Source organism: Rhodococcus sp. WAY2, from assembly GCF_009859915.1.
GTDB classification, from domain to species: domain Bacteria; phylum Actinomycetota; class Actinomycetes; order Mycobacteriales; family Mycobacteriaceae; genus Rhodococcus_F; species Rhodococcus_F oxybenzonivorans.
This window is the reverse complement of sequence record NZ_CP046572.1, coordinates 906646-929591: the sequence shown is the minus strand read 5'-3', so window position 1 is coordinate 929591 and position 22946 is coordinate 906646. Positions and strand designations below refer to the sequence as shown.

The 22946-nt window shown below is 65.5% G+C and carries 22 protein-coding genes and 1 pseudogene; 7 read left to right on the top strand and 16 right to left on the bottom strand.

Features of this window, described 5'->3' with window-relative positions; translation table 11 throughout:
• Positions 1 to 4: 4 nt before the first annotated feature.
• The 13 genes from GFS60_RS40290 to GFS60_RS04325 all read right to left on the bottom strand — a co-directional run bounded on the left by GFS60_RS40290 (position 5) and on the right by GFS60_RS04325 (position 11826).
• Positions 5 to 124 carry a DUF6893 family small protein gene (locus GFS60_RS40290; protein WP_374434400.1) on the bottom strand — a complete coding sequence of 40 codons (120 nt, stop codon included), beginning with the start codon at positions 122 to 124 and terminating at the stop codon, positions 5 to 7.
• Positions 121 to 1500: a hypothetical protein gene (locus tag GFS60_RS04380; RefSeq protein ID WP_159919133.1), complete on the bottom strand. Its 1380-nt coding sequence runs from the start codon at positions 1498 to 1500 to the stop codon at positions 121 to 123. Before GFS60_RS04380 ends, GFS60_RS40290 begins: the two co-directional genes overlap by 4 nt.
• Positions 1497 to 2144, bottom strand: coding sequence for a DUF6084 family protein (locus GFS60_RS04375; RefSeq protein WP_159919132.1), 648 nt, complete (start codon positions 2142 to 2144; stop codon positions 1497 to 1499). Before GFS60_RS04375 ends, GFS60_RS04380 begins: the two co-directional genes overlap by 4 nt.
• A complete protein-coding gene (locus tag GFS60_RS04370) occupies positions 2141 to 2782 on the bottom strand; it encodes a DUF5947 family protein (RefSeq protein ID WP_159919131.1) in 642 nt (213 codons plus the stop codon). Before GFS60_RS04370 ends, GFS60_RS04375 begins: the two co-directional genes overlap by 4 nt.
• Entirely contained in the window at positions 2782 to 3699 is a 918-nt protein-coding gene (locus tag GFS60_RS04365; protein ID WP_159919130.1) for a NifU family protein, read from the bottom strand. The genes GFS60_RS04370 and GFS60_RS04365 overlap by 1 nt, the downstream gene beginning before the upstream one ends.
• Positions 3700 to 3709: 10 nt before the next feature.
• Entirely contained in the window at positions 3710 to 5503 is a 1794-nt protein-coding gene (locus tag GFS60_RS04360) for a nickel-dependent hydrogenase large subunit (RefSeq protein ID WP_159919129.1), read from the bottom strand.
• A 29-nt stretch (positions 5504 to 5532) separates the two neighbouring features.
• Positions 5533 to 6588: a hydrogenase expression protein HypE gene (locus GFS60_RS04355; protein WP_159919128.1), complete on the bottom strand. Its 1056-nt coding sequence runs from the start codon at positions 6586 to 6588 to the stop codon at positions 5533 to 5535.
• A 150-nt stretch (positions 6589 to 6738) separates the two neighbouring features.
• Positions 6739 to 7506 carry a hydrogenase nickel incorporation protein HypB gene (gene hypB, locus GFS60_RS04350; protein WP_159919127.1) on the bottom strand — a complete coding sequence of 256 codons (768 nt, stop codon included), beginning with the start codon at positions 7504 to 7506 and terminating at the stop codon, positions 6739 to 6741.
• A 5-nt stretch (positions 7507 to 7511) separates the two neighbouring features.
• Positions 7512 to 7841 carry a hydrogenase maturation nickel metallochaperone HypA gene (gene hypA / locus GFS60_RS04345; RefSeq protein ID WP_109326702.1) on the bottom strand — a complete coding sequence of 110 codons (330 nt, stop codon included), beginning with the start codon at positions 7839 to 7841 and terminating at the stop codon, positions 7512 to 7514.
• Between the two features lie 91 nt (positions 7842 to 7932).
• On the bottom strand, positions 7933 to 9081 hold the full coding sequence (locus GFS60_RS04340) for an acetyl-CoA C-acetyltransferase (protein WP_159919126.1): 1149 nt from the start codon (positions 9079 to 9081) through the stop codon (positions 7933 to 7935).
• 13 nt (positions 9082 to 9094) lie between these two features.
• Entirely contained in the window at positions 9095 to 9709 is a 615-nt protein-coding gene (locus GFS60_RS04335) for a TetR/AcrR family transcriptional regulator (protein WP_109326700.1), read from the bottom strand.
• A gap of 99 nt (positions 9710 to 9808) precedes the next feature.
• Entirely contained in the window at positions 9809 to 10609 is an 801-nt protein-coding gene (locus tag GFS60_RS04330; RefSeq protein WP_109326699.1) for an SDR family oxidoreductase, read from the bottom strand.
• Complete coding sequence (locus GFS60_RS04325; protein WP_159919125.1) at positions 10606 to 11826, bottom strand: acyl-CoA dehydrogenase family protein; 1221 nt, start codon at positions 11824 to 11826, stop codon at positions 10606 to 10608. Before GFS60_RS04325 ends, GFS60_RS04330 begins: the two co-directional genes overlap by 4 nt.
• A 48-nt stretch (positions 11827 to 11874) precedes the next feature.
• Here GFS60_RS04325 and fadD3 point away from each other — a divergent pair, with 48 nt between their 5' ends.
• From fadD3 to GFS60_RS04300, 5 genes are read left to right on the top strand one after another with little or no spacing between them, the layout of a single operon-like run.
• Positions 11875 to 13425 (top strand): 3-[(3aS,4S,7aS)-7a-methyl-1,5-dioxo-octahydro-1H-inden-4-yl]propanoyl:CoA ligase, encoded by a 1551-nt coding sequence (fadD3, locus tag GFS60_RS04320; RefSeq protein WP_159919124.1) that lies wholly within the window; start codon positions 11875 to 11877, stop codon positions 13423 to 13425.
• Entirely contained in the window at positions 13422 to 14294 is an 873-nt protein-coding gene (locus GFS60_RS04315; protein ID WP_159919123.1) for an enoyl-CoA hydratase, read from the top strand. Before fadD3 ends, GFS60_RS04315 begins: the two co-directional genes overlap by 4 nt.
• On the top strand, positions 14294 to 15454 hold the full coding sequence (locus tag GFS60_RS04310) for an acyl-CoA dehydrogenase family protein (protein ID WP_159919122.1): 1161 nt from the start codon (positions 14294 to 14296) through the stop codon (positions 15452 to 15454). Before GFS60_RS04315 ends, GFS60_RS04310 begins: the two co-directional genes overlap by 1 nt.
• Positions 15451 to 16419 carry an acyl-CoA dehydrogenase family protein gene (locus GFS60_RS04305; protein WP_159919121.1) on the top strand — a complete coding sequence of 323 codons (969 nt, stop codon included), beginning with the start codon at positions 15451 to 15453 and terminating at the stop codon, positions 16417 to 16419. Before GFS60_RS04310 ends, GFS60_RS04305 begins: the two co-directional genes overlap by 4 nt.
• The gene (locus tag GFS60_RS04300; RefSeq protein WP_159919120.1) at positions 16416 to 17474 is read left to right on the top strand and encodes an acyl-CoA dehydrogenase family protein; all 1059 of its coding nucleotides are present in this window, start codon (positions 16416 to 16418) and stop codon (positions 17472 to 17474) included. The genes GFS60_RS04305 and GFS60_RS04300 overlap by 4 nt, the downstream gene beginning before the upstream one ends.
• Before the next feature lie 9 nt (positions 17475 to 17483).
• Here GFS60_RS04300 and GFS60_RS38930 read toward each other — a convergent pair whose 3' ends face one another.
• Positions 17484 to 18059: a cold-shock protein gene (locus GFS60_RS38930; RefSeq protein ID WP_236603372.1), complete on the bottom strand. Its 576-nt coding sequence runs from the start codon at positions 18057 to 18059 to the stop codon at positions 17484 to 17486.
• 87 nt (positions 18060 to 18146) lie between these two features.
• On the opposite strand from GFS60_RS38930, the gene GFS60_RS04290 reads away from it, so the two are divergent.
• The gene (locus GFS60_RS04290; RefSeq protein WP_159919119.1) at positions 18147 to 19493 is read left to right on the top strand and encodes an HNH endonuclease signature motif containing protein; all 1347 of its coding nucleotides are present in this window, start codon (positions 18147 to 18149) and stop codon (positions 19491 to 19493) included.
• A 342-nt stretch (positions 19494 to 19835) separates the two neighbouring features.
• Here the strand turns inward: GFS60_RS04290 and GFS60_RS04285 are convergent, their stop codons facing one another.
• The gene (locus GFS60_RS04285) at positions 19836 to 20660 is read right to left on the bottom strand and encodes an HAD family hydrolase (RefSeq protein WP_159919118.1); all 825 of its coding nucleotides are present in this window, start codon (positions 20658 to 20660) and stop codon (positions 19836 to 19838) included.
• A 66-nt stretch (positions 20661 to 20726) separates the two neighbouring features.
• Between GFS60_RS04285 and GFS60_RS04280 the strand changes: the two genes are divergently transcribed.
• Positions 20727 to 21608, top strand: coding sequence for an aldo/keto reductase (locus GFS60_RS04280; protein ID WP_159919117.1), 882 nt, complete (start codon positions 20727 to 20729; stop codon positions 21606 to 21608).
• 67 nt (positions 21609 to 21675) lie between these two features.
• Here GFS60_RS04280 and GFS60_RS04275 read toward each other — a convergent pair.
• Positions 21676 to 22851, bottom strand: a pseudogene (locus GFS60_RS04275) (cytochrome P450).
• Positions 22852 to 22946 lie beyond the last annotated feature (95 nt).

Genomic DNA, 22946 nt, shown 5'->3' with positions numbered 1-22946 from the left:
GGTCTCACATCTGCCGGATACGCATATACCGCTTGATGTCGGGTAGCGAGACGACTGCTGCCACCACTCCGGCGACCGCCAGGATCGCCAACGCCGCCGTGGTGACCTCTCCGAGAATCTTCATGACTGTTCATCCTTTCCGGTGTCCGTCGATATGGGCTCCACCTCATCGGGGGCGAAGTACAGATACCGTCCGTACCACTCGTGCATGTCCGACGCCGGGTCGTCCTGCAGCACGACGCCGATGTGCGTGTCACCGTCCACGTCGGCGTGGACGGTGACGACCCGGGCGAGTTGCCCGGCGAAGAACAAATCCTGGGCGTCGGCGCGGCGCGACGGGTGAAGCCGCACCACGCTGCCGTTGGCTACCCGCACGCCGTCGACGAGCACCCCGTCGACGTCGGGCCGGACCGCGGTATCCGCCTCCGGGTCCCACCACGGCACGTCGTCGGTCAGTTCCGGGACGAGTCCCATGTCCGGAAGGTGCGGATCCCGCAGGATGCCGTGCATCTGCGCGAGCGTCGACGGCGACATCTCGTCGCAGCGGTCGATGATCCGCGCCGCGAGCGGGTCGGTGGCCCGGGCCTGACGCTTCTCGTCCTCGGTGAGAGTCATGACGCGGAGAGTAAGGATTTCGTCGATCTCGGTGGCATCGAACAGGGCGCCGTCGCTCTGCTCCGCAATCTCCGGGTGGTCGTACAAGATGATCGGTGACGCCAGCACGAGGTCGGTTTCCCCCGGCAACCCGGCGAGGACGGGATAGCACCGGTGCTGTGTACACGCGGACGCCAGGTGTTCGGCCTCGGCCGGGGGTTCGAGTAGCGACACGAAGTCCGTGCCCTCTGCCGCGAGGATCATATGCGCGCCGATCAACGAGTGGCGGATGGCGCCGTCCCGGTCCAGGCCGATGTCGCCGGTAGTGACGTTCTCTACCTCGAGCCGAAGCCGGGTGAACCCGTCACTGTTCTCGCAGTCCACCGTCACGACGGCGTCTGCAGGCCACCGGGTACGCACCACTCGACCGGCGAGAGACCCATCCGCTCTCCGCAGCTCCTCCACCTCGGAGCCCCCGTCGATGTGGACGTCGAGACGTCGGCCACCACCGCATTCGGCGAGACTCACTGCCCCTAAGTCGAACTCACGTTCCACCGCCTCGTCCCAGCTGAGCCAGCTGGTCCCGTCGACGGTCAATTCGTCGACGCGGGCGAATTCGGTGCCCACCTCATCGGTTGCCCGTTCGACGCACCGCACCTGCAGCTGCAGGAATCGGAGGGTGATGCCGACCGCCGCGTCGTCGTCCGCCCGCAACAACGTCGAACAGGACATCGTCGATTCCTCGCCGACACCTGCATCCGCTGCGCCCGGTGGCCCCACGACACCGAACTGCCATCGTGACTGGTTCTTCGACGAACTCGCACGATACGGATAGAGCAGGTAACCCTCGTAGAGCACCGCGTCGGCAACGGCGCGCACGCGCTGCAGGGACGCCGGGGAGATCATGCGATCACCTCCCCGGCTCCCTGCAGCAGATCCGAGACGGCAACATCCAACCCGATCAGGCCGTGCGACGATTTGTACCGCGCGAGTGCCGCCAGCGTGTCCTGGTCGAGGCGCAGCCAGCCCGTGTTCGGATAATGCGCCTGTACGAGGTCCCGCCAGACGGTCACCGGAAGTTCGTAGGTGGCCTCCCGGTCCCAGGGAATTCGCTCGACACCGAACCCGGCAACGCCCCGGGTGAAGACGGTGCCGCTGAACAGGAACATCAACGGGATCGGTGAATCTGCGGCTTCGAGTGCGTGCAGGTACTTCGACGCCGTCACCTCGAAGTCGTAGGTACACGGAAGCGGAAGGTCCACCACGGTCGACCCGGTGAACCCCTGGGCGACAGTGCTGGTTTCCATCCACTGGAAAGGCTTCAACGTTGCTGTCCACCGCGCACGCGGGCCGAACAGGTCGAGCAGCCCTTCGGCCTCCCGGTCGGTGTACCGACGGCGCTGCGGATCGAGCCGCACTTGACACCGGAGGGCCATCGCATGCACCACGGCACCCGTCGTCTCCGCCACCCGAAGGCGGGCAGTGAGATTGGGGACGACGGCATACGGTTCGGGAAACACCTCCACGACGTCGAACGACAGCTCCGTCACGACGGCTCCTTCGCGACGCGGCTCCGGGACCGTACCGTGTCGAAGAAAGTATCGATGGCGCGGCGGGCATCCTGGCCGCCGTCGAATCCTCGCCACAACCGGCGAAGTTCACCCACCAATTGGTAGCAGGCGTCGATCGGGACGAGAAAACACTCGGCCTCGCCGCCGTGCTCGGGCACTCGCAACAGCAGCGCTTCGGTATCGGCCGACAGCTGGGTGAGCGCCGGGTTGGCGGCGAGCACGTCGTCCCAGGCGGCGAGTGGAAGTTCCGACTCGGTGGCGCCGGCCGGCCCGGGATAGAACGCGATCGTCCTGCCCAGGGCGGAGTTCCGGAACACGAACGCGAGCCCTACGGGAATCTCGAGTTCGTCCCAGCGCCCCGGTGCCAGCGCAAAGTTCGGGAACGACAGGTAGCGGTCGGGTACCGCGCGGAAACGCAGCTCCGCCGTGTCGTCGGTGAACAGCAGATAACATCCGCGGCACACGCACATCAGGTGTCTCTCCGACACGTTCACTACGTGCTGGTGGGCGTCGGCGATCGGGACGGCACACATGTCGCACCGTTCGCCTTCCACGGTTTGCGGACGTTGGGAGGCGATTCGCTGCAGAATCCTCAATCCTTTTCCGGACGCGCCCATCACGCCACCTCCGCGGCCGGTACCGCCACGGAGATCACGCCGTCACGGACCAGAACCGGCAGTGGAGCCAGTGGTTCGGCCTCGGGGTCACCGTCGAGCCGCTTTCCTGCGCCCCGGGGATCGAAATGCGCGCGGCACGTGGGACACCGGAGCACCGCGTCGCCGACCTTGCCGCCTGCTCGCCGCTGCAGGGTGGCCCCGGCCAGTGAATTGGTGCACGCCGCGCAGCGGTCACGGAACGCGAACAGCTGCTCCCCGATCCGGCACACCAGCACCGGCAACCCCGCGAGCGAGAAACCGCCGACCTCCCCCGACGCGAGGTCCGCGATGTCGGGCGCCGATACCCACGTTCCGGTTCCCGACTCGTGAGCATGAACGTGCGAGAACAACGACTCCGTGGCGATCAACCCGGACCCGGCCTCCGGTTTCGCGCCGACCACTTCGATGTCGACCGTCTCGGGTGCGGCGGAATACACGGCGTCCTTGACAGCGAATTCCAAGGTCACCGCCGAAGACGGGCAGCTCTGACAACTGCCCGTGAGGCGCAGTTGCACCACTCCGTCTGTGACACCGAGCAATTCGACGTCACCGCCATGTGAACCCAGATACGGACGCACACTGTCCAGCGCGGCGGCCACCCTCGTCTCGACGTCGTGGGGATGCAGACCGTTGACCAACAGCAAACTGGCGACGAGTTCGTCGGCGGCGAGCCGGTCGACCAATGCGCCGTCCTGCTCACCGACGATCTCGAGCATCCGCTCCAGGCCCGCGCCGTACAGTTCGACGACCTCCCGGACAAGCTGCTCGGCGCGTTCGCGGGCAACCGCGCCGCCCGCCGAACTGGCGTCCAGGAGGGCGTCGATCCTTTCGCCGGCGGTCCGCCAACGATCGGGGCCGTCTACTCCAGCCTCCTCCATGCCTGCCTCGTCACTCGCCGGTCACGGACTGGGTGGGCGAATGCAGCTTCTCCAGTGTCTTTCCCTCTCCCAGATACATGTGGACACCACAGGGCAGGCACGGATCGAAACTGCGGACGGTCCGCATGATGTCGATGCCTTTGAAGTGGTCCCGGTCGTTCTCCTCGAAGATGGGCGACTTCTGCACCGCATCCTCGTAGGGGCCCGGTGTTCCGTAACTGTCCCGAGGATTCGCGTTCCACGGTGTCGGGGGGTACGGATGGTAGTTCGCGATCTTACCGTCCCGAATTACCATGTGGTGCGACAGAACTCCGCGCACAGCCTCCGTGAAGCCGCATCCGATTCCCTCGTCGGGGACGTCGAACTTCTCCCACGTCTTGGTGTGCCCGGCCCGAATTTCGGCTAGTGCCTTCTCGGCGAAATGCAGGGCACATGCCGCCGCGTACGCCTGGAAGTAGGTCCTCGCACGATTGCGTTCGAGGGTGTTACTGCCGTGCCGCGGAATGTTCCACTCCAGCTCGACCGGACCCTTCAGCGCCGTCTTCGGCAGATTGATCTTCACGCTGTGGCCCGTCGACTGCACGTAACCGATATCCACCAACTGCGCGAGAGCCGTACTCCAGAGTCGGGCGAGCGGACCACCACCGGTGTCGAGGGCGAGATAGTCCTTGCCGTCGTACCACCGCGGCGACATCACCCAGCTGTACTTCTCGTCCATGTCCCGCTTCTGCGGATGCGGGTTGGTGTGCTGGTTCCAGGGATGCCGGCGATCGACCGTGTTACCCAGCGGGTCCTTCTCGACGAACATTTCCTGGTCGGTCCAGTCGTCGTAGTACGAGCTGCCCAGAAGGATGCGGATACCGAGGTTGATGTCCACGAGGGAGGTCGTCACCAGTTTGCCGTCCACGACGATACCCGGAGTGACGAACATGGACCGGCCCCAGTTCTCCATGTCCTTGTACTCGAAGTTGCACACCGCCGGATCCTGGAACGAGCCCCAGCAGCCGAGCAGAGTGCGACGGAGTCCGACGTTCTCGTATCCCGGAATGGCCTCGTAGAAGAAGTCGAACAGGTCGTCGTGCATGGGCACGACCTTCTTCATGAATTCGACGTAACGCATCAGGCGGGACATGTAGTCGGTCATCAACTGGACGGTCGCCGAGGTGCCCACACCTCCCGGATACAGCGTCGACGGGTGGACGTGCCGTCCTTCCATGAGGCAGAACATTTCCCGCGTCCAGCGGCTGACCTGCAGCGCCTCGCGGTAGAACTCGCCGGTGAAGGGGTTGAGCGATCGCATGATGTCGGCGATGGTCCGGTAGCCGTGGTCGCCGGCGTGCGGCGCCGGAGTGTTCTCCGCCTGCGCGAGCACCCCGGGGTTCGTCTCCGAGACCATCTTCTCGCAGAAGTCCACACCGACCAGATTTTCCTGGAAGATGTTGTGGTCGAACATGTATTCCGCGGCTTCACCGAGATTGACGATCCATTCGCCGATATGCGGTGGCTGCACGCCGTACGCCATGTTCTGGCAATAACACGAACAGGTGGCGTGGTTGTCACCGCAGATACCGCAGATGCGGCTGGTGATGAAATGGGCGTCGCGCGGATCCTTTCCTTTCATGAAGATCGAATAGCCGCGGAAAATCGAGGACGTGCTGTGGCACTCCACGACTTCCTTCTGCTTGAAGTCGATCTTCGTATAGATACCCAGGCTGCCGACGATGCGTGTGATCGGATCCCACGCCATCTCCACCAAGCCATCGGTTTCCGTCTTGTGCGAAGGATCCGGAATGATCGTTGTCATCGACGTACCTCTCAGAGGCCCGAGCTGGGCTACCAGGTGCGAGTGGCGCCTGTGGTCAGTTTCGTGCCGCGGCTACGCCACTGCGGCTCTTTGTCCAAGGTGTTCTTGGTGATTCTGCGCAGACTGCGGATCGCGGAGCCGTACAGACCGGATGCGGTCGTGGACAGTCTTCCGCCGGGCGGCTCGTCCATGAAAGGCATGAACTTGTCCGGGAATCCCGGCATCGTGCAACCGATGCAGATTCCGCCCACGTTCGGGCAACCGCCCACACCGTTGATCCACCCACGCTTGGGGACGTTGCATTTGACGACGGGGCCCCAGCAGCCGAGCTTGACGATGCACTTGGGTGAGCCGTACTCGGTGGCGAAGTCACCCTGCTCGTAGTACCCGGCCCGATCACAGCCCTCGTGAACCGTGCTTCCGAACAGCCACTGCGGACGCAGCGCGTCGTCGAGCGGAATCATCGGCGCCTGATCGGTGGCCATGTACAGCAGATAGGTCAACGTCTCGGACAGATTGTCCGGCTGGATCGGGCAACCCGGTACACACACGATCGGAATGCCCGCCTTCGATTTCCAATCCCAGCCGAGGTAATCGGGGACGCCCATCGCTCCCGTCGGGTTGCCGGCCATCGCGTGGATACCGCCGTACGTCGCGCACGTACCGGCAGCCACGATCGCCGTCGCTTTGGGAGCCAGCTTGTCGAGCCACTCACTCGTCGTGACGGGCTGACCGGTCTCCGGGTTGTTGCCGAAACCGCACCAGTACCCCTCGTCGTGAAGTTGCTCATTGGGGATCGACCCCTCGACGACCAGTACGAAAGGTTCCAGCTCGCCGCGGTCGGCCTTCCAGAACCACTCGATGAAGTCGTCGGCGCCACCCTCGGGCCCACATTCGAAGTCGATCAGCGGCCAGTGCACGGCCACCTTCGGCAGGCCCGGCAGAGCGCCGAGAGCGATTTCCTCGACACTGGGCTGAGTGGCAGCGGTCAAGGCCACCGAATCCCCGTCGCAGCTGAGTCCCGCGTTGATCCACAGGACGTGGATCAGGGTTTCCTCGGCTTTGATTGCTTCCTGTGTCGGCATAGCAGGTCGCTTTCCGGAACCGAACACGGCTCCTGTCGCCACCGGGGTCGACCGTCGGCCCACCTGTGTGACGCTATTCCCTATTTAGCTCCTTACGGCATTCGCGTGTCAACGGCCCTCAGGTACATCGGGCCAGTTCAGCCGTGACCGTTACTGCGCCGCGATCCAGTCGTACCACTGCTGCATGCCCTGTCCCGTGGTCGCGGACAAGGTGATCGCCTCGAGATGGGGGTTCACCGACCGGGCATACTTCGTGCAGAGCTCCACGTCGAAGTCGACGTACGGCAACAGGTCCGACTTGTTGACCACCACCAGATTCGCCGCAGCGAACATATGCGGATATTTCAGCGGCTTGTCGGTGCCCTCCGTCACGGAGATCACCACCACCCGGGACCGCTCCCCGAGGTCGAACAGCGCCGGGCACACCAGGTTTCCCACGTTCTCGATGAACAACAACGAGTTCGGGCCGGGATCGAGCGTCGTCAGCGCATCGCGCATCATCTCCGCGTCCAGGTGACACCCCGCCCCCGTGTTCACCTGCACGACAGCGCAACCCGTTGCCTCGATCCGGTTGGCGTCGAGCATCGTCTCCTGATCTCCCTCGATCACAGAGACCGGACGGTGTCCGCCGATGTCGGCGATGGTCCGCTCGAGCAAGGTGGTCTTCCCGGACCCGGGGGAACTCATCATGTTCAGCGCGAGCACGCCACGTTCGGCCAGCCAGGCCCGGTTGCGCTCGGCCGTCAGATCGTTCTTGGCCAGCACCTTCTGCTCGAGGGTGACCGTCTGGTGCTCATGCTCGTGGTCGTGCGGGTGCTCGTGGTCGTGCGGGTGCTCGTGGTCGTGCGGGTGCTGATGGGTCTGGGGGCGGCTGACCCTGGTACCGGTGTCGTCGCCGCATCCGCAGGTGGCACACATACGCCTCAGCTCACTTCCATCGAGAGGATTCGTAATTCCCGGCCCGAGGTGACCTCGACATCGGCGCTTCCACACGGACACAGCAACACCAGGTCGGTGAGCGAGAACGTGGTGCCGCACTCGCGGCACTGCGCGCTGCCCGGGGAGTGGTCGATGTCGAGTCGGGCACCATGCGCCACAGTCCCTTCCGTGACCAACTCGAAACAGAACTGCATCGAATCAGCGACCACCGCGGTCAGGGCGCCCACCTGAACCCGCACACTGTGAACGGTCCGTCCGGCGGCTTTCTCGCAGACGGCATCGACGACGCTCTGGGTGATTGCCAGTTCGTGCATCACGACCCCGCTTACGGACTCGTCACCTCTCCCTCGAGCGTAGCGCTTCGCGCCCGTGAGTACTTATTAACCATGGAAGGTTAGTAAGTACTCACAGTCGTTCGATGATGGTGGCGTTGGCGGTGCCGCCTCCCTCGCAGATGGTCTGCAGACCGTAACGGCCGCCGGTGCGCTCGAGTTCGTTGAGCAGCGTGGCCATCAGTTTGGTGCCGGTCGCGCCCAGCGGATGTCCCAGGGCGATCGCGCCGCCGTTCACGTTGACCTTCGCCGGGTCGGCACCAATTTCCTTGATCCACGCGAGCACCACCGGGGCGAAGGCCTCGTTGATTTCGACGAGATCGATGTCGTCGATGCTCAGGCCGGTCTTCTCCAACGCGTAGCGCGTAGCCGGAATCGGTGCACTCAACATGAAGATCGGGTCCGCGCCGCGGGCACTGAGGTGATGGATGCGGGCACGTGGGGTCAATCCGTATCGCTCGACGGCCTCAGCGGACGCGAGAAGCACCGCGCTCGCGCCGTCGGAGATCTGGCTCGCGACTGCGGCCGTCAATCTGCCACCCTCCGTGAGCGTCTTCAACGACGCCATCTTCTCGAGGCTCGTCTCACGCGGACCCTCGTCCGTCGTCACCTCCCCGAACGGCACGATCTCGCGGTCGAAGCGGCCCTCCGCGATCGCCGTCCGCGCGCGCTCGTGGCTCTGCAACGCCCAGCGCTCGAGTTCCTCCCGGCTGATGTCCCACTTGTCCGCGATCAACTCCGCGCCGCGGAACTGCGACACCTCCTGGTCGCCGTAGCGCTCCACCCACCCCGTCGACCCGCCGAACGGGGTGTCGAATCCGTACTGCTGCCCCACCATCATCGCCGACGCGATCGGGATCTGGCTCATGTTCTGCACGCCGCCGGCGAGAATGAGGTCGGCGGTGCCGCTGAGGATCGCCTGCGCGCCGAAGTGCACGGCCTGCTGACTCGACCCGCACTGACGGTCGACGGTCACACCCGGAACCTCCTCCGGATATCCGGCCGCCAGCCACGCCGTCCGTGCGATGTTGCCCGCCTGGCCGCCGATCGCGTCGACGCACCCGAAGACGACGTCGTCGACGCCGGCAGGGTCGATGCCGGTGCGGTTGACGATCGACTTGATGACGTGCGCACCCAGGTCTGCGGGGTGCACGCCGGACAGGCCACCATTCTTCTTGCCGATCGGGGTCCGGACGGCGTCGACGATGTATGCCTCGGTCATGGAGAACTCCTAGTCAGATGGTTCTGGGGCTCGCGAGTCCGTCGAGGACTATCGAGAGGTACTGCTTGGCGACCGTGTCGACGGTCAGGGAGCCGCCGGGCCGGTACCAGCGCACGGCAACCCAGGCGGTGTCGCGCATGAAGCGGAAGGCGAGCTCGACGTCGATGTCGGGGCGGAAGCTTCCGTCCCGCACACCGGCCTCGAGCACACCGACCCACAGCTCGCGGAATTCGGTGTTCAGTTCCGCCAGGTAGGCGAAGCGTTCGTTGGCGACGAGGTGCTTGACCTCGTCCTGGTAGATTGCCACCGCGGAATGCGACGTGTCGATCGCCTCGTACGAGGTGGTGACCAAGGCTTCTAGGGTCGCGCGGCTATTGCGCCCGGACGCCACGATCTCGCGGTACTTGCCGAACAGGTCGTCCAGGAAGTCTCGTAGTATTTCGTCGACCATCGACTCCTTGGAGTCGAAGTGGTGGTAGAGGCTGCCCGACAAGATGCCGGCTGCGTCGGCGATGTCACGGACGGTGGTGGCCCGCAGGCCACGCTCCGCGAACAGCTGGGCCGCGATCTCGAGCAGCTCGGCCCGGCGTCCGGTCTTGGACGTCTCGTCGATTCGGGGTGCAGTCATCATTCCATCCTATCAACCAAGCGCTTGCTAGGGCCTTCGGCCCTGTGCGCCTTTCTGGTTGCTCCAGCTACCAAAAAGGCGCACGGGCGGCGGAGCCGCCTACGCCCGCTGCGACGACACCGACACGACCTCACCGGTGAGATATGTGGTGTAGTCGCTGGCGAGCATCGCGATGGTCGCGGCGATCTCCCACACCTCGGCGGCGCGTCCGAACGCCTCCCCCGACGCCAGCCGGTCGAGAAGTTCCTCGCTGGTGACCTTGGCGAGGAAGGCATGACGAGCGATGGACGGCGCGACAGCGTTGATCCGCACTCCGTACTCGGCGGCCTCGATGGCGCTGCACCGGGTCAGGGCCATGACCCCTGCCTTCGCGGCCGCATAGTGCGCCTGCGAGTGCTGCGCTCGCCAACCGAGGACGGACGCATTGTTGACGAGCACTCCGTTGTGCTCGACCGCCTTGAAGTAGCGCAGCGCCGCGCGGGTGGCCCGAAATGTTCCGTTCAGGGTGATGTCGAGGACGCGGTCCCACTCCTCGTCCGTCATGTCGACGAGAGGCGTCTCACCGCCGAGCCCGGCGTTGTTGACGAGGACATCGATCCGGCCCAGAGCGTCGGCGGCCCCGGAGATCAGCGCGTCCACCTGTTCCGTGCTCGACACGTCACAGGCGAGCGCCTTCACCGTGCGTTCGGGAAATTCGGCGGCAAGCTTCTCCTGCGTCTCGCCCAGGCGGCGTTCGTGCCAGTCGGACACCAGCACGTCGGCACCCTCGAGGAGGGCGCGACGGGCGGATGCGAACCCGATGCCGGTGCCGGCCGCGGCGGTCACGACGACCTTCTTGCCCTTCAGCAGGTCGTGTCCCGGCGTCTCGACGGGCGCGGTGGCGAGTGGAGCAGTAGTCACGGTCGTGCCTCTCGGGGAAGTCCGAGCACGCGCTCGGAGATGATGTTGCGCTGGATCTCGTTGGATCCTCCGTAGATCGTGTCGGCGCGGGTGAACAGGAACAGCCGCTGCCATTCGTCCAGTTCGAGATGTTCGGGGTCGGTGATGTCCGACGACGGTCCCGTGGGCGCCAGCAGTGATGCCGCACCCTGCACGTCCATCGCCAACTGGCCGAGGTCGCGATGCCAATTGGCCCACAACAACTTTGCGACCGACGCTTCGGGACCGGACGTGCCGGCGTCCACCGCGTCGAGGGTGCGCATCGCGTGCGCCCGCATCACTCGAAGCCCGACCCACGCCCGCGCAATCTTCTCCCGGATACTCGGATCGGAGGCCGCGCCGTTGGCATGCGCGAGGTCGACGATTCCCTGCAGTTCGCGGGCAAAGCCGATCTGCTGGCCGAGGGTGGAGACCCCGCGTTCGAAGGTGAGCAGGCCCATCGCGACCCGCCAGCCGTCACCCGGTTCGCCCACCACGAGGTCCGCGTCGGTCACGGCGTCGTCGAAGAACACCTCGTTGAACTCGGACGTGCCGGTGAGTTGCTGAATCGGGCGCACGGTGACGCCTGGCTGATCGAGGGGGACGAGGAGGAAGCTGAGTCCGTGGTGACGCTTCGACCCCGGCTCGGTGCGGCACAGCACGAACGCCCACTGCGCCACGTGAGCGAGCGAGGTCCACACCTTCTGCCCGTTGATTACCCACCTGTCGCCCTCGAGCCGGGCCGTCGTCGCGACGTTGGCGAGGTCTGATCCGGCGCCCGGCTCGGAGTATCCCTGCGCCCACAGTTCGGTGACAGTCTTGATCCCGGGGAGGAAACGACGCTTCTGCTCCTCGGTGCCGAACGCGATCAGAGTCGGCCCGAGCAGTTCCTCGCCCACATGACTGACCCTCGCCGGTGCCCCCGACTTCGCGTACTCCTGGTGGAACGTCACCTGCTGGGCAAGGGTGGCGCCGCGGCCCCCGTACTCCGCAGGCCAGCCGAGGCAGGTCCACCCCGCGGCCGCGAGGTGGCGGTCCCAGGCGAGTCGTTCTTCGAAGAACTCGTGCTCGCTGCCGGGTCCACCCTTGCCTTCAAGGCGTGCGAAGTCGCCGGTCAGGTTCTCCGCCAGCCAGGTTCTCACGGTCTGGGCAAAGTCGTCGTCGGTGATCAGCCCGTCCGGGCTCTCGCTCTGGTCCACGTCTGTAAGATAACCTACCAAGCACTTGCTAGGTAGGTAGGGAGCGAAGTGACCGCACAACCGACAACCACTCCGGCCGCCGTGATCGCGGCCGCACACGACTTCGGCGAACGCGAAGCCGTGGCGGACGGCGACGTCCGTCTGACCTTCACACAGCTCCACGACCGTGTCCGCGATTTCGCCGCAGCGCTCTGCGCCCGCGGCGTACAGCCAGGTGAGCACGTCGCGATCTGGTCTCCCAATACGTTTCACTGGGTGATCGCGGCACTGGGGGTGCACTACGCGGGGGCGACGCTGGTCCCGATCAACACCCGCTACACCGCGACCGAGGCCCTCGACATCGTGGAGCGCACGAAGTCCGCCGCGCTGGTGGTCGCAGGCATGTTCCTCGGCACCGACCGGTATGCGACCCTGCGAGACGAGTCGAGCACCCTCGACCTGCCGACCGTGGTCCGCGTCCCCGTCGACGGGGGCGACGTCGAAAGACCCGGAGTCCTCGACTTCGACGACTTCCTCGCCCTCGCCACGGACGACACCCGGGCGGCGGCAGACAGGCGGGCCCGGGCCGTCGACGCCGAGGACATCGCGGATGTGATGTTCACGTCCGGGACCACGGGACGGAGCAAAGGTGTGCTGAGCGCACACCGGCAGGTGGTGGGGATCGCGCGGGCCTGGGCCGACTGTGCCGAGGTGACTGCCGACGACAACTACCTCGTCATCAACCCGTTCTTCCACACGTTCGGATACAAGGCGGGCATTCTCGTCTGCCTCCTCACCGGGGCGACCGTCGTGCCGATGGCCGTGTTCGACGTGCCCAAGGTGATGGCCACCGTGCACGACGAACACATCACCGTGTTGCCCGGTGCCCCCACGATCTTCCAGTCGATCCTCGACCACCCCGACCGCTCCCGCTACGACCTGTCGAGTCTGCGCATCGCGGTGACGGGCGCGGCAGCGGTCCCGGTGGCGCTCGTCGAACGCATGCAGTCCGAGTTGAGCTTCGAAGCAGTCCTCACTGCGTACGGCCAGACCGAGGCGGTGGTGATCACCATGTGCCGCACCGACGACGATCCCGTGACCGTCTCGACCACGTCCGGTCGGGCCATCCCCGGTATGGAGGTGCGGATCGGCGAGCGGGGCGAGATTCTGGTGCGCGGGGAGAACGTCATGCTCGGCTATCTCGACGACCCGGAGGCAACGGCCCGCACCATCGAGCCGGACGGCTGGTTGCACACCGGTGACGTCGGGGTTCTCGACGACCGCGGGTACCTGGACATCACCGACCGCCTGAAGGACATGTACATCTCGGGTGGCTTCAACGTGTACCCGGCCGAGGTGGAGAACGTTCTTGCGCGCCTGGACGGCGTTGCCGAATCCGCCGTCATCGGTGTACCGGACGAGCGCATGGGCGAGGTCGGCCGGGCGTACGTCGTGGCGAAACCGGGCACCTCCCTGACCGAGGACGACGTGATCGCCTTCGGCAAGAAGCACCTCGCGGGATTCAAGGTCCCCCGCACCGTGCGATTCGTCGACTCTCTGCCCCGGAACCCGTCCGGGAAAGTAATGAAGAACATCTTGCGTGAGGAGAAATCATCATGACGGTCCCCGACGAGGGTGACGTCGTCACCTACGACGTGCGCGGCGGTGTGGCATTCGTGACGCTCAACCGTCCCGACTATCGGAACGCCCAGAACTCGGTGATGACGTACGCACTCGATGCCGCGTTCGAGCGGGCAGTCGAGGACGACGAGGTGAAGGTGATCGTCCTCGCCGGCAACGGAAAACACTTCAGCGCCGGACACGACATCGGCACACCGGGTCGCGACCATCACGTCCACTACGACAACAAGGCCGTGATGTGGTGGGACCACGTCGACAAGCCGGGTGGCGACCAGCGGTTCGCCCGGGAGATGGAGGTCTATCTCGGGATGTGCCGCCGGTGGCGCGAGATCCCGAAACCCACCATCGCGATGGTGCAGGGGGCCTGCATCGCGGGCGGTCTGATGCTGGCGTGGGTGTGTGACTTGATCGTGGCGTCCGAAGACGCGTTCTTCTCCGATCCGGTCGTACGTATGGGTATTCCCGGTGTCGAGTACTTCGCGCATCCGTGGATGATGAATCCGCGGTTCGCGAAGGAAATCCTCTACACCGGTGATCGATTCCCCGCACAACGCGCCTACGAGGTCGGCATGATCAACCGCGTGGTTCCGCGAGAGGACCTCGAGAAGGAAACCCTCGCGATCGCCGGACGGATCGCTGCCATGCCGCGCTTCGGGCTCGCGCTCACGAAGAAGGCCGTCAACCAGTGCGAGGACCAGATGGGCATGCGGAACGGCATGGACTCCGTCTTCGGATTGCACCATTTCGCGCACGCGCACAATGCCGAGATCGACACGGATCCGCTCGGCGGCATGAACGCCAAGTCGATGGCGGAAAGCGCACGTAACTCGGAGAACGGGGCCAAGTAGTGGATCTGGAGTACGACGACACCACTCTCGCGTTCCGCGACGAGGTACGAGCGTTCCTGAAGGACAACATGCCGACGCGCCCCCTGCCGTCGATGGACACGGCCGAGGGTTTCGAGGCTCATCGGGAGTGGGAACGCACGCTCGCCGACGCCCGCCTGTCGGTGGTGTCGTGGCCGGAAGAGCTCGGCGGCCGCGACGCCTCACTGCTGGAGTGGGTGGTCTTCGAGGAGGAGTACTACCGCTCCGGCGCGCCCGGGCGGGTCAGCCAGAACGGCATCTTCCTGTTGGCGCCCACACTGTTCGAGCATGCCAACGCGGAGCAGCTGGCACGCATCATGCCCCGCATGGCCCGGGCCGACGACATCTGGGCCCAGGCCTGGTCGGAACCGGAGTCGGGCAGTGATCTCGCCTCACTGCGTTCCACCGCTCGCCGCGTCGACGGGGGCTGGGTGCTGAACGGACAGAAGACGTGGAGTTCCCGAGCCACTTTTGCGGACTGGGGGTTCGGTCTGTTCCGGTCCGACCCCGACGCGCAGCGGCACAAGGGCATCACCTACTTCATGTTCGACCTCCGCTCCCCGGGTGTCACCGTGCGCCCGATCGACCAGCTCGACGGCGAACCCGGTTTCGCCGAGATCTTCCTCGAGGACGTTTTCGTCCCCGACGACCCGGCCCACCCGGGCGAGTCGGGCGTGATCGGCGGTGTCAACGAGGGCTGGCGCGTCGCGATGAGCACCGCGTCCAACGAGCGCGGTCTGTCCCTGCGCAGCCCCGGCCGGTTCCTTGCCACCGTCGACCGGCTGATCGAGCTGTTCGAGTCGACGGGCCGCACCGACGACACCGCGTTGCGTAACCGCGTCGCGGACGCCTGGATCGGGGCCCGCGCCTATCAGCTCAACACCTTCGGCACGGTGACTCGTCTCGCCGAAGGCGGGCAGCTGGGCGCCGAGTCGTCGATCAACAAGGTGTTCTGGTCGGAGTGGGACATCGCCACCCACGAGACCGCCCTCGAACTGCAGGGGGCCTCGGCCGAGCTCGCCGACAACTGGATGGACGGCTACCTGTTCTCCCTGTCGGGCCCGATCTACGCCGGCACCAACGAGATTCAGAAGAACGTCATCGCCGAGCGGTTGCTCGGCCTACCCAAGGCGGATAAATGAGATTCGCGCTCGACTCCTCCCAGCAGGATTTCGCATCCAGTATCGATGCGCTGCTGTCGAAGTCCGATATGCCGGCGGTGATCCGGTCCTGGAACCGCGGTGACACAGAACCCGGCCGGAAGGTGTGGCAGCGTCTGGCCGAGACCGGGATCAACGGGTTGCTGATCGGTGAGGAGCACGACGGTCTGGGCGCAGACGCCGTCGATCTCGTCGTCGCAGTGGAGCAGCTGGGGCGCCACGCCGTGCCCGGCCCGGTAGCCGAGACCATCGCTGCAGCACCACAATTACTCGCACAGGCCGCGCCGGGGCGCCTGTCCGCCCTCGCCGAAGGCTCCCTGGCTACCGTGGCCGCTCCCCCACACGTGCCGTTCGCCGTCGATGCGGACACCGCCGATCTCGTGCTCCTTGTCGAGGACGCGTCACTTCACCTCGGTGATCCGGGAGTGAGGCAGGACTCTGTCGACCAGTCCCGCCGCCTCTTTCCCGTGACCGCCGGACAACGGCTGGGCGCGGTCGAGTTCGTTCCCGCCTTCGATCTGGGCGCGCTCGCCACCGCGGCGCAGCTGCAGGGGCTCGGACACACCTTGCTCGAGATGACCACCGATTACGCCAAGCAGCGCAAGCAGTTCGGCAAGGTGATCGGGCAGTTCCAGGCCATCAAACATCACCTCGCGGAAGTGGCCGTCGGGCTCGAGATGTCCCGGCCGCTGCTGCACGGCGCGGCGCTGTCGGTTCGAGACGGCTCGCCGGACGCCCCTCGCGACGTCTCCGCCGCCAAGGTGGCCTGCGGTGACGCCGCCTACCGGGCGGCGCGCGTGGCGCTGCAGGTGCACGGCGCCATCGGCTATACCCAGGAACACGATCTGTCGCTGTGGCTTACCAAAGTCCGGGCACTCGTCACCGCTTGGGGCACCCCGTCTTTCCATCGCGGTCGCGTGGTCGATTCCCTCGTGGGTGCGTCATGAGCTTCGACAACGACGAGCGGGCCGACCTCCGCGCGTCCGTACGCAACCTGCTGTCCAAGCATTCCGACTCCGCCGCCGTCCGCCGCGCTATCACTACCGAACACGGCTACGACGAGTCCCTCTGGGCACGGCTGTGCGAGCAGATCGGCGTCGCCGCGCTGGCCATCCCGGAGAAGTACGACGGTGTCGGCGCCTCCCTGCTCGAAGTACATGTGGTGCAGGAAGAATTGGGGCGGACGCTCACACCGTCACCGATGCTGGGCAGTGCCGTCCTCGCCGCGCAGACCCTACTGCTGTCGGGAGACGACGACGCCTGCGGCCGGCTACTCCCGGCTATTGCCGCGGGTTCGGTGGCTGCATTGTGCTGGTCAGGTTCCGAAGGCTGGTTCCGTTTTGGGATCACCGCGGCGGGCGAGACCCTCTCGGGTACGGCGCAGTACGTCCTCGGCGGCGACGTCGCCGACGTGCTACTCGTCCTCACGGACGACGGCCTGTTCGAAGTTTCGGCGACAGCGGACGGCGTGACCCGACGACGGGTACCCACGATGGATCCGACGCGGACGCTGGCCGAGGTGACCTTCGACGACGTGGCCGCACGCCGGCTGGTGTCGTCACCCGACCTCGTCGACAGCATCCGTACCGTCGCGCTGATCGCCCTGTCGGCGGAACAGGTCGGCGCGGCGTCCGCGGTGTTGGAACAGACGGTCGAATACACGAAGTCGCGCAAGCAGTTCGGGCGGGCCATCGGGTCGTTCCAGGCGCTCAAGCATCGCATGGCCGACATGTACGCGTTGGTCGAGACGGCGCGCTCGATGTCGTACGCCGCGGCGCTGTCGGGCACGCACGAGGACGCCGTCATCGCCAAGGTGTACTGCTCCGAAGCGCTGCAGTCGGTGGCAGCCGAGGCCATCCAACTCCACGGGGGCATCGCGATCACCTGGGAGCACGACACCCAGCTCTACTTCAAACGCGCCCACGGCAGCGCCCAGCTCTTCGGGCAGCCGCGGGACTATCTGCCGCTTTTGAATTCGGAGGCTTGGCGACGAGGGAAGTAGCGAGCAGATCTACTCTGCTTTCCGAACGTCCAGAGCGCGGTGGTGGTAGCCGTGCTGCGTTCCGCTGACCACTCTTTCGGGCTCGAAGGTGACGTGCTGTCCTGGCGTCAGCGAACGGAAGCCTGGGCCAGCGACGTCGCTGAAATGCGTCCACGCGCCACCGGGGGTGGCGTCGGAATCGATGACACCCCAGCCGTCTTCGGCGTTCCAGGTGCGCACAGTACCGGTGGTTCTCTCGGCGTGTACGCGTGGCGGCACGGGAGGGAAGTCCTCTTCGGTCATCTCCCTCCCCGTGCCATCGGGAAAGGTGACCCACGCCCTGGTCGAGAATGGGCCCGATCGCGGCGCGACGTACGGTTCGCTGCCCACGGGCCACGCGCGAATCGTGCAGAAATCGCACCCCAGCATGGGGCTGTCGAGTACGTCCCACTCGAACTCCACCTGCTGGCCCTCGCGAAGGGCGGGGAAGCCCTCGACCGCCACGCTGTGGAACAACGTCCAGCATCCACCCGGCGTCTCGTCGGAATCGATGATGCCCTGCATCCTCCCGATGTCCCAGCTACGGACCACCCCGGTAGTTGCCATGCCGTCATTGTCCGCTTCACGATGATGCGGTTGGGCGGGATTGACAGGCCATTGACTCGAACACGCGTTCGAAGTAGGGTTCGATTCATGGGGATCGGGGAGGATATCCAGGGGGCGTTGTCGGACCAGATATTGGCGTCGGACGAGATTCTGGCGACTGCGGTCGGTGATGCGTGGCGTCTGGCCGAGGCCGAGTTGCTCGCATCGGTGGTTGCTGTGTCGGAGGAGATTCAGCGACTCGAGGCGTTGCGGGTCAGGCTGGTCGGTGCCGTCGACCAGCGCTGCAAGGTCGATGTGCTGGGATTTCCGAACACCAAGATGTGGCTGGCCTCCAAGACGTTGCTCGAGGTGGATGCGGCGGGACGAATCCTGATGTTGGGACGCGGTTTACGTTCCCAACCGGAAATCGCGGACGCCTACTTCGGCACCACTATCTCGGCGGAGCACGCCGCACTGATCATGAAATTCTGCGAGCGGCCACCTCGAGGCATGCCACTCGAAGCGATGGACGACTGCCGAAACGCGTTGCTGTTCGCGGCGAGCGGTCCTACCGCCAACACCGACGCCGTGCGTGCCGTCATCGCTCGACTCGAACGCGCCTTCGAATCCGACGACCCGCCGCCCGCCGAAGACACCGAACTCAACGAATTCCACGCCTCCAGAACACTCAACGGACGCGTCGCCGTCAAAGGCGACCTCGACGCCGTCACCGGTGAAATGCTGCTCTCCGCGCTCTCCGGACTCTCCCAGCCGCGACCCGCGCAGGACGGAACCACAGACACCCGCACCCCCGGACAGCGCAGGGCCGACGGGTTCACCGAACTGCTGCGCCGGTACCTCAACGCCGCAATCGCCGGCGAAGAAGGCGGAGAACGACCCCACGTCTCCCTCCACATCAACATCAAAGACCTCGCCGAGCACGCCAACCACGCCAACCACGCCAATGCAGAGGATCAGCGCGGCGCCTGCGCGAGGGACGCGTCGCTGTTCGCGGTCGACGGGGTCGCGTGGACCGAGTGGATGGGACCGCTGAGCCTGCGAGCGGCTCGGCTCCTCAGCTGCGACTCGATCTACACACCGATCGTCCTCGACGACCACGGCGCGCCACTCGACCTCGGCACCACCACCCGGACAGTGACCAAACGACAACGAAAAGCGCTGGTCGCGAGAGATCGGGGATGCGCATTCCCGGGATGCGGTGCGCCACCCTCATGGTGCGAGGGCCACCACATCATTCCGTGGTCCAAAGGTGGGCCCTCCGACATGGACAACCTGGTGCTGCTCTGCGGGTTCCATCACCGACTGCTCCACCACAGCGACTGGGAGATCGAAATGGGGGCAGACCGGCACCCCGTCTTCATCCCGCCCCGGCAAGTCGACTTCGAACGCACACCCATACCCGCGCACAACCAGGCCCGACCCCGAGCGGTCTGACCCCGGCGCGCGACACACATCTGCCGACTCTGCAACAGGACCACGCCTGTTGCAGAGCCGGCATGTCGTCGTGCCAAGCGCCAAACGACCCAGCGCCCAGGCCAGACGGCAGCGAACCGCGTTGTGGTCCCCTTCGATACAGCCGATTCTCCAAGTGGAATCCGGTGTGGTTTCGACCAGGAGTCCAACCACGATCTACGGGTCGACTCGAGCTCTCTCGAGTAGCCGACCTTGCGCAGACCGTCTCCCTTCGCGGCTTCGAACTAGAAGGTGTTGACGTCGTAGAGCCCCAGGAAAAAAATAGCCAGTCCGTCCATCGAAGACGGTGGACTCGTTAACCACTCACGGGCGCGAAGCGCCTACCAGCTCCTCCAGGTACGTGGCGACGGCGTCCTCGTCGTTGCTCGGCAGCACACGGTCAGCCAGCGCCTGGACTTCGGCTATGGCGTTCGACGGGCACAGTGCCGTCCCTGCCCAGGCCAGCATGGGCAGGTCGTTGATCGCATCACCCACGACGGCGACCTCGGACGCTCCGATCCCGTCGACGGCGCACAGTTCGGCTAGTGCACTGGCCTTCGACACACCCGATGCGGCCATTTCGACGTACGGCGCGCCGGAATGTGTCAGCTCGACACCGTCGACGCCGGCGGACAACGCCGTCCGGTACAGGTCTGAACTCGACACCTCCGGGTGTCGGGCGACGATCTTCACCATCGGCTCGTCCAGGTCGGGCAGCAGCTCGGACAGCGACATGTCGTGGGGGTACCGGTGGTGGTCGGCGAAGTCGCACAGCGCGGCGTACGCCGGCTCGGCGACGAAGCGGGTGGGTCCCACGTTCGCGAACACGACACCCGGGAGCAGCGTCCGCACCCTGCTCATTGCGGCCGACGCGGAGGCCATTGCGATCGACGTCGTGGCCGTCACGACTGGGGTGCCGTCGGCGAGGTCGAGGACCACGGCGCCGTTCGCACAGATCGCCCGGCCGCGAAACCCGCACGACTGCGCCAGTTCGTGCACCGAGTGGCGGGCCCGGGCGGTTGCCCAGACGATCTCGATTCCGGACTGCTGTGCCGTCGCCATCGCGTGTGCGGTGCGGGACGAGATCACCCGGTCCGAGCGCAACAGGGTGCCGTCGAGGTCGGTCGCGAGGAGCCGGATTTGCGTCACCCCCGCATGATGCCAGGCCGGGCTTGTTGCGCGCCGGACACCATCACAGTCGATAGCCTGGACACCATGAGTCCTCGAGTACCGCACATCGTGCTGAATTCCGGAACCACCATCCCGCAGCTCGGCCTGGGAGTATGGCAGGCCACCAACAACGAGACCGAACACGCTGTCCGGTTCGCCATCGACGAGGCCGGCTACCGACACATCGACACTGCCGCCGCCTACGGCAACGAGGAGGGGGTCGGGCGCGGCATCTCCGGCTCGGGCGTCGACCGGGAAGATATTTTCCTCACCACCAAGCTGTGGAACTCCGACCAGGGCTACGAGCCGGCGCTGAAGGCTTTCGACGCCAGCCTCGGCCGGCTCGGCCTCGACTACGTCGACCTCTACCTCATCCACTGGCCGCTCCAGGACGACGACCGCATCCTGCGCACCTGGGATGCGATGGAGAAGATCGCCGAATCGGGGAAGGCCAAGGCAATCGGGGTGTGCAACTTCGAGCCACGACATCTGCAACTGTTGGTCGATCGGGGTGGTGTCGTACCCGCCGTCGACCAGGTGGAGCTGCACCCCCATCTCGCGCAGCTGGACATCCGCAAGTACGGCGCCGAACACGGCATCGCGGTGGAGTCGTGGAGCCCGCTGGGCGGCACCAGCAATTCCGGTTGGGGCAGCGACTCGAAGCCCAACACGCTCCTCACCGACCCGATCATCACCCGCATCGGCGACCGACACAGCAAGACTGCGGCGCAGGTCCTGATCCGTTGGCATCTGCAGAACGGGCTGATCGTCATCCCGAAGTCGGTGCACGACGCACGCATCGCCGAGAACATCGACGTCTTCGACTTCGAGCTCACCGAGCAGGACCTCAGCGAGATCGAGACGATGGACGACGGCACACGCGTCGGCGCCCACCCGGACGAGCTGAACATCGGCGCCCCGGAGTAGGCCCTCCGGGCTCGTGCGCCTTTTTGGTTGCTCCAGCTACCAGAAAGGCGCACGGGCGCGAAGCGCCTCACCACTTCACCGGCATCTCCTCCAGCCCGGACACGAAGTTGGCGGGGCGGCGGCGCAACGGGCCGTCGTCGACGAGCGTCATGTCCGGCAACCTCGACAGCAGCTGTTCGAACATGATCCTGGCCTCGAGGCGGGCCAACTGGTTGCCGAGGCAGAAGTGGGTGCCGAAACCGAAGGCGACGTGCGGGTTCGGTCACCGTGCGATGTCGAAGCGGTTCGGGTCGTCGAACACGGTGTCGTCGAAGTTCGCCGATTCGAACAGCAACATCATCTTCTCGCCGCGTCGCAGCTGTGTGCCGAAGAAGTCGACGTCGCGGGTCACCGTGCGGCACATGTTCTTGATGGGCGAGGACCAGCGGAGCATTTCTTCGATGGCCGCCGGAATACCGTCCGGATCGCGCACCAGGCTCGCCTGCTGATCGCGGTGGCGCATCAACTGTTCCATCCCGCCGCTCAGGACGTGCCGCGTAGTTTCGTCGCCGCCGATCAATATGAGCAGGGTCTCTCCGACGATGTCCTCGTCGCTGAGGCGGTGTCCGTCGATTTCGCTGCGCACCAGAATGCTGGTGAGATCGTCCGTCGGATTCTTCCGGCGGTCGGCGATCGTGCGGTGCGTGAATTCGGTGAATGCCACGTAGGCGTTCAGCTGGGCCTGCAGGCTTTCTTCGGTGACGTTGCTGCCAAGTGCATTCATGAGATCGTCGGACCATTGCAGGAAGGTGTCGCGTTCTTCGGGGCGAACACCGAGCATGTCGCCGACCACGGCCATGGGTAGCGGGGCCGCCAGATCACGGACGAAGTCCGCCTCGCCCTTGTCGCACACCGCATCGATCAACTGGTCGCAGATCTCGCGAATCCGGTCGATCTTGGCTTCTACCTTCTTGCGGGTGAAGCCCGCGTTGACCAGGCGACGATGTTGCAGGTGCTGTGGGTCGTCCATGTCGATCATTTGTGGCAGCGGACCGACTCCGGGCCTGATCCCGCCCGCGTTGGAGAACAACTCCGGATCCCGCTCCGCGGTGAGCACCGCTTCGTAGCTGGCCGCCCCGAGGATGCCGTCCGCGCGGTACACCGGTTCGTGGGCGCGCATCCAGGCGTAAGCCTCCCGCGGATCTCCGAGTTCGCCCGAGTAGAACCGCCCGTCGATCAGATCGAATTCCGGCCTGTTCCCCATCGACGTGCTCCTCAGCATTGAATCCTGCGAACCGTGCCCCGATAATAGAACGTGTTCTTACTATGACACAGAGGTATAGCGGCAAGTTCTCGCTG